The organism is Sphingomonas sanguinis (genome assembly GCF_001476905.1).
Lineage (GTDB): Bacteria > Pseudomonadota > Alphaproteobacteria > Sphingomonadales > Sphingomonadaceae > Sphingomonas > Sphingomonas sanguinis_B.
Window position 1 is genome coordinate 86,322 of record NZ_LDTE01000041.1, and the last position, 6,065, is coordinate 92,386.

The following is a 6,065-nucleotide window of genomic DNA, read 5'->3' on the forward strand; positions in this document are numbered from 1 at the left end:
CGACCCTCACCGCCCCAGCATCAGTTCCGGCCGCACCACCCGGTCGAAAGTCGCCTCATCGACAAGCCCGAGTTCCAGCCCGGCCTCCTTCAACGTCTGCCCTTTCTGGTGCGCGTGCTTGGCGATCTTCGCGGCATTGTCGTACCCGATCTCGGGTGCCAGCGCGGTCACCAGCATCAGCGAGCGGTCGAGTAGTTCGCTGATCCGGTCGCGATTGACCGTCATCCCCTCGACCGTGCGTGTCGCAAAGCTCTCCATGCCGACCGCCAGCAGATGGATCGAGCGCAGCACATTCGCCCCGATCAGCGGCTTGAAGACGTTGAGCTCCAGATGCCCCTGCAACCCGCCGACCGTGACGGCCGCGTTGTTGCCGATCACCTGGGCGACGACCATGGTCAGCATCTCGCACTGGGTGGGATTGACCTTGCCCGGCATGATCGAGCTGCCCGGCTCGTTGGCGGGCAGTTCCAGCTCGCCCAGTCCCGAGCGCGGACCTGAGCCCAGCAGGCGGATATCGTTGGCGATCTTGGTCAGCGCGACCGCCAGGACGTTCAAAGTGCCGTGCAGGTCGACCAGCCCGTCATTGCTGGCCAGCGCCTCGAACTTGTTGGGCGCGCTCACGAAGTCGAGGCCGGTCGCCTCGGCGATCTCCGCCGCGATAGCCTCGGCAAAGCCATGCGGCGCGTTCAGCCCGGTGCCGACCGCCGTCCCCCCTTGCGCCAGCGGCAGGATATTGCGGTGGAGCGTCCCCTCGATCCGGTCGCGGGCGTTGGCGAGTTGCTGCACATAGCCGGAAAATTCCTGGCCCAGGGTCAGCGGCGTCGCATCCTGCAAATGGGTGCGGCCGATCTTGACGATCGAGTCCCATTCCTTCGCCTTGGCGTCCAGCGCCGTGTGCAGCCGGTCGAGCGCGGGGAAGAGCTGCTTCGTCACGGCCAGCGCAGCAGCGACATGCAGCGCGGTGGGGAAGGTATCGTTGGACGACTGGCCGCGATTGACGTCGTCATTGGGATGGACGGGTGACTTGCCGCCACGCGTGCCGGTCAGCATCTCGTTGGCGCGACCCGCAATAACCTCATTGGCGTTCATGTTGGACTGGGTGCCCGAGCCGGTCTGCCAGATGACGAGTGGGAATTGGTCGTCGTGCCGCCCGTCGATCACCTCCTGCGCCGCTGCCTCGATGGCATCGGCCTTGTCGGCGGCGAGGCCATGGCCCCGGTTGATTCGCGCCGCGGCCTTTTTGACGATGGCCAGCGCATGGACGATTCCGACCGGCATCCGCTCCCGTTCGCCGAAGGGGAAGTTTTCGAGGCTACGCTCGGTCTGCGCGCCCCAATAGGCGTCGGCGGGGACTTCGATCGGGCCGATCGAGTCGGTTTCGGTGCGGGTCTGGGTCATGACGTAGGCGACTCACCGGATGGGGATTGGGTTCCCGATCAGTTTAGGAGCCCGCGCCTTCTTCTAGAAGGCCCATCCCGGCGGAGGCCGGGGTCCAGTTGCTTTGCGCACTCGATAAAGTTTGGCACTCGCCTCCCACGCAATCGCGTGGCGCGCCTTATACTTGGTGGAGCCTGGGCCCCGGCCTTCGCCGGGGAACAAGGAAGATTTGATTCGCGCGGAGGCGCGGAGAACGCGAGGGGTATGGCGTTCGGCCACCGCATCCTGCCTCAACAGGATCGTGGGGGCAGGTCTGCCGACATCAGCGGGCGGGCCGCCTCTCCGTCCTCTGCGACCTTACTTCTTCCGCTTGAAATCCACCGCGACGACGTTGCTGCCGTCCTCGACCGGCTTGGCGACCGGCTCGTCATTCTCGGCCGAACCGTGCGGATCGGGATCGCTCTGGGGATCGTCGGCGACGTGGAAACCCAGCTCGAACTGAACCTCGGGGTCCTGGAAGCGGGTGATCGCCGAATAGGGAATCACCAGCTTCGACGGCACCTGATTGAAGCTGAGGCCGACCGAGAAGCGATTCTCGTCCACCGTCAGGTCCCAGAAGCGATTCTGCAGGACGATGGTCATTTCGTCGGGGAACCGCTCGACCAGCCGCTGCGGGATATCGACACCCGGCGCCTGCGTCTTGAAGGTGATATAGAAATGGTGCGTGCCGGGCAGGTGCCCCGTCTCCGCCACCGGGCCGAGCACACGCCCCACCACGGCGCGCAGGGCCTCCTGCACGATGTCGTCATAGGGGATGAGGCTGTCGGGCAATCCTTCGGTCATGCCCCTTGGACTAGCGGCCTTTGATCGCGGGTCAAGATTGCATGGGACGGATAGGTGTTTATGGGGATGCCATGCGCACCGCCACCGTCCACCGCGCCACCGCGGAAACCGTCATCGACGTCACCGTCAATCTCGACGGCACCGGCGTCTATCAGAACGCCACCGGCATCGGGTTTCTCGACCATATGCTCGACCAGCTGTCGCGGCATTCGCTGATCGACCTGTCGGTCAAGGTTCAGGGGGACCTGCATATCGACGGGCACCACACCACCGAGGACAGCGCGCTGGCGATCGGACAGGCCTTTGCCAAGGCGCTGGGCGACAAGCGTGGCATCTACCGCTACGGCGAAGCGCTGTCGCCGATGGACGAGGTGCTGACCCGCACCGCGCTCGACATTTCGGGCCGCCCCTGGCTGGTGTGGAAGGTGCCGTTCACCAATCCGATGCTGGGCACGCTCCAGACCGAGATGATCGAGCACTGGTTCCACAGCTTCGCGCAGGAGGCGGGCATCACGCTGCACGTCGAGCTGCTGCACGGCCACAACAACCATCACATCGCCGAGAGCATCTTCAAGGGGCTCGCCCGTGCCCTGCGCATGGCGGTCGAGATCGACCCGCGCAAGGCCGACGCCATCCCCTCGACCAAGGGCATGCTGTGACGCTGGCGCTGATCGACATCGAGTCGGGTAATCTCCACTCGGTCGACAATGCCCTGCGCGCGGCGGGGGCGAGCGATGTCGTCATCACCGCCGACCCGGATGTGATCGCGAAAGCCGACCGTATCGTGCTGCCGGGTGTCGGCGCGTTCGGGGCGTGCGCGGCGAATTTGCGCGCGGTCGACGGACTGGAGGAAGCGTTGCGCGACGCCGCCCTCACCCGCGCGCGGCCGTTCCTGGGCATTTGCGTGGGCATGCAGTTGCTCGCCGACGCCAGCGATGAAATGGGCGAGCATCGGGGCTTGGGCTGGATTCCCGGCCGAGTCACGCGACTTACGCCCGCCGATCCTGCCGCCAAGGTGCCCCATATGGGCTGGAACGATGTCCGCCCGACCCGCGAGCATCCGCTGATCGTGCCGGGCGAGGCCTATTTCCTCCACAGCTACGCCTTTACCGGCGAGCATGTGCTGGCGACCACCGACCATGACGGTCCCGTCACCGCCGCGATCGGTCGCGACACGGTGGTCGGCGCGCAATTCCACCCTGAGAAGAGCCAGCGTTATGGCCTCTCCTTCCTCACCCGTTTCCTGGAGTGGCATCCGTGAGCTTGATCGTCTTCCCCGCCATCGACCTGAAGGGCGGCCAAGTCGTCCGTCTGGCCGAGGGCGATATGGACCGCGCCACCGTCTATGGCGACGATCCCACCCATCAGGCGATGCTGTTCGCCGAGGCGGGCGCTCAGCATCTGCATGTCGTCGACCTCGATGGCGCGTTCGCGGGCGAGTCGGTCAATGGCGAGGCGGTGCAGGCGATCGTCAAAGCCTTTCCCGGCCATGTCCAGCTGGGCGGCGGCATCCGCAAGCCGGAAAATGTCGAGCGCTGGTTCGACCTGGGCGTCTCGCGCGTCGTGATCGGCACCGCAGCGCTGGAGAATCCCGATTTCGTGCGGGACATGGCCAAGGCCTATCCCGGCGGGATCGTCGTCGCGGTCGATGCCAAGGATGGCATGGTCGCCACGCGCGGCTGGGCGGATGTGTCGACCGTCTCGGTCGAGGATCTCGCCCGCCGGTTCGAGGATGCGGGCGTCGCCTCGCTGCTGTTCACCGATGTCGGCCGTGACGGAATGTTGAAGGGCTGCAACGTGCCCGCCACCGTCGATCTGGCGCGCGCGGTGCGTATCCCGGTCATCGCCAGCGGCGGCGTGGCGGGGATTGGCGACATCCATATGCTGGCGCTCCATCATCAGGACGGCGTGGAAGGGGTCATCACCGGCCGCGCGCTCTATGACGGGCGGCTCGATCTGGCGGCGGCGCTGTCGGTGGCGGCGGCGGCATGACCGTCCGCGCGCGCGTCATCCCCTGTCTCGACGTTGCCAATGGGCGCGTCGTCAAGGGCGTCAACTTCGTCGATCTGATCGATGCGGGCGATCCGGTCGAACAGGCGCGCGCCTATGATGCAGCGGGCGCGGACGAGCTGTGCTTCCTCGACATCACCGCCAGCCATGAGGCGCGCGGCACGATCCTGGACGTGGTGCGGCGTACGGCGGCGGTGTGCTTCATGCCGCTGACCGTGGGCGGCGGTGTGCGCACGGCAGAGGATGCGCGTGCGCTGCTGCTGGCGGGCGCGGACAAGGTGGCGGTCAACTCCGCCGCCGTCAGTAACCCGCAAGTCGTCTCCGACATCGCCGAGCGATTTGGCAGCCAGTGCTGCGTTGCCAGCGTCGACGCGCGGCGGACGGCGACCGGCTGGGAAGTGTTTACCCATGGCGGGCGGCGCGCGACCGGGATCAATGCGGTCGAGCACGCGCTGCGCCTGGCCGAGCTGGGCGCGGGCGAGTTGCTCGTCACCTCGATGGACCGGGACGGGACGCGCGGCGGGTACGACCTCGATCTGATCCGCACCATCGCCGACCGAACCAGCGTGCCGGTGGTGGCGTCGGGCGGCGTCGGCGGCTTGGACGATCTGGTCGCGGGCGTGCGCGACGGCCATGCCTCGGCGGTGCTGGCGGCGTCGATCTTCCACTTCGGCGATGCCTCGATTGCCGATGCCCACCGGGCGCTGGCGGCGGCGGGGGTGCCGGTTCGAGCGCATTGATTTTCGCGCGAACCCAAAAAATCTTCGCGTCATCGCGGCTTCGCGTGAACCAGAATCCCTTGGATGACCGGTCGGGCAGACGCTGCTAAAATCCCCCCATGCCCCTTGCGATCATGACCCCCGCCAACGGCCATAGCGGCATCATCCGCGTCCGCACCCACCCTGAGCTGTCGGACATCGCGCTACTCGTCTTCGCGATCGGCGCGATCTGGTTTCTTCGCCGCGCGATGCGCCGCCGCAACCGCAAGGATTGACGCGGACGCCGCCCCGCGCCACCCAGCCGCCATGGACATGTTCGACCGCCTCGAAGCCACGATCCGCGCGCGCCGCGACGCAGGCGACGCCGCCACTTCCTATGCCGCCAGCCTGTTCGCGAAGGGACGCCCCAAGATCGCGCAGAAGCTGGGCGAGGAAGCAGTCGAAACCGTCATCGCCGCCATGGCCCAGCCCGACAAGATCGTGTCAGAGGCCGCCGACCTGATGTTCCATCTGATCGTCCTGCTGGCCGATACCGGCCACACGCTCGACGATGTTCGCGCCGAACTGGCGCGTCGCGAGGGTGTGTCGGGTCACGACGAAAAGGCTGCGCGACCGCGCTAAACCCCTTGGAGAGTTTCGATGCCGATCGACGCCACGCTGCCCTATGACGACCAGAATGTCTTCGCGAAGATTCTGCGCGACGAAATTCCGTCGAAGCGGGTCTACGAAGATGAATGGGCGGTCGCCTTTCACGACATCGCGCCGCATGCGCCGACGCATATTCTGGTGATCCCGCGCGGGGCCTATGTGTCGTGGGACGATTTCTCGGCCCGCGCCAGCGAGGCAGAGATTGCCGGGTTCGTCCGCGCCGTCGGCCATGTCGCGCGAGAGGCTGGCGCGGTGGAGCCGGGATACCGGCTGCTGGCCAATATCGGGGTAGATGCGGGGCAGGAAGTGCCGCATCTTCATATCCATATCCTGGCGGGTAAGCCGTTGGGTCCGATGCTCGCGCGCTGACGGAGCCTCTTGCCGCTCCCCTCCCGCAAGCGGGAGGGGATGGGGGAGGGAAAGCCACAGGCCATGGGCTCTGCGAGAAACCCTGCCCTCCCCAAACCC

General features: G+C 66.5%; 9 protein-coding genes. 7 read left to right on the forward strand and 2 right to left on the reverse strand.

Features of this window, described 5'->3' with window-relative positions:
- Positions 1–6: 6 nt before the first annotated feature.
- On the reverse strand, positions 7–1,398 hold the full coding sequence (gene fumC / locus SB4_RS07915) for a class II fumarate hydratase (protein ID WP_058752124.1): 1,392 nt from the start codon (positions 1,396–1,398) through the stop codon (positions 7–9).
- Positions 1,399–1,734: 336 nt separating this feature from the next.
- Positions 1,735–2,220 (reverse strand): SspB family protein, encoded by a 486-nt coding sequence (locus tag SB4_RS07920; protein ID WP_042486441.1) that lies wholly within the window; start codon positions 2,218–2,220, stop codon positions 1,735–1,737.
- 71 nt (positions 2,221–2,291) lie between these two features.
- Between SB4_RS07920 and hisB the strand changes: the two genes are divergently transcribed.
- From hisB to SB4_RS07950, 7 genes are all read left to right on the forward strand, one after another.
- Positions 2,292–2,879 carry an imidazoleglycerol-phosphate dehydratase HisB gene (hisB, locus tag SB4_RS07925; RefSeq protein ID WP_058752125.1) on the forward strand — a complete coding sequence of 196 codons (588 nt, stop codon included), beginning with the start codon at positions 2,292–2,294 and terminating at the stop codon, positions 2,877–2,879.
- Positions 2,876–3,481, forward strand: a complete 606-nt coding sequence (gene hisH / locus SB4_RS07930; RefSeq protein ID WP_058752126.1) for an imidazole glycerol phosphate synthase subunit HisH — start codon at positions 2,876–2,878, stop codon at positions 3,479–3,481. Before hisB ends, hisH begins: the two co-directional genes overlap by 4 nt.
- On the forward strand, positions 3,478–4,212 hold the full coding sequence (hisA, locus tag SB4_RS07935) for a 1-(5-phosphoribosyl)-5-[(5-phosphoribosylamino)methylideneamino]imidazole-4-carboxamide isomerase (protein WP_058732180.1): 735 nt from the start codon (positions 3,478–3,480) through the stop codon (positions 4,210–4,212). Before hisH ends, hisA begins: the two co-directional genes overlap by 4 nt.
- The gene (gene hisF / locus SB4_RS07940; protein WP_058752127.1) at positions 4,209–4,970 is read left to right on the forward strand and encodes an imidazole glycerol phosphate synthase subunit HisF; all 762 of its coding nucleotides are present in this window, start codon (positions 4,209–4,211) and stop codon (positions 4,968–4,970) included. Before hisA ends, hisF begins: the two co-directional genes overlap by 4 nt.
- Before the next feature lie 98 nt (positions 4,971–5,068).
- Positions 5,069–5,224, forward strand: a complete 156-nt coding sequence (locus SB4_RS19960) for a hypothetical protein (protein WP_193753762.1) — start codon at positions 5,069–5,071, stop codon at positions 5,222–5,224.
- Between the two features lie 31 nt (positions 5,225–5,255).
- On the forward strand, positions 5,256–5,570 hold the full coding sequence (locus SB4_RS07945) for a phosphoribosyl-ATP diphosphatase (protein ID WP_058752128.1): 315 nt from the start codon (positions 5,256–5,258) through the stop codon (positions 5,568–5,570).
- Positions 5,571–5,588: 18 nt separating this feature from the next.
- Positions 5,589–5,966, forward strand: a complete 378-nt coding sequence (locus SB4_RS07950) for a histidine triad nucleotide-binding protein (protein ID WP_058752129.1) — start codon at positions 5,589–5,591, stop codon at positions 5,964–5,966.
- Positions 5,967–6,065: the final 99 nt, after the last annotated feature.

Bases quoted from the DNA above. Each gene is read 5' to 3' on its own strand.
- hisB (WP_058752125.1), top strand. From the start codon at position 2,292: ATGCGCACCGCCACCGTCCACCGCGCCACCGCGGAAACCGTCATCGAC.
- SB4_RS07950 (WP_058752129.1), top strand. From the start codon at position 5,589: ATGCCGATCGACGCCACGCTGCCCTATGACGACCAGAATGTCTTCGCG.
- fumC (WP_058752124.1), bottom strand. From the start codon at position 1,398: ATGACCCAGACCCGCACCGAAACCGACTCGATCGGCCCGATCGAAGTC.
- SB4_RS19960 (WP_193753762.1), top strand. From the start codon at position 5,069: ATGCCCCTTGCGATCATGACCCCCGCCAACGGCCATAGCGGCATCATC.
- SB4_RS07945 (WP_058752128.1), top strand. From the start codon at position 5,256: ATGGACATGTTCGACCGCCTCGAAGCCACGATCCGCGCGCGCCGCGAC.
- hisF (WP_058752127.1), top strand. From the start codon at position 4,209: ATGACCGTCCGCGCGCGCGTCATCCCCTGTCTCGACGTTGCCAATGGG.
- SB4_RS07920 (WP_042486441.1), bottom strand. From the start codon at position 2,220: ATGACCGAAGGATTGCCCGACAGCCTCATCCCCTATGACGACATCGTG.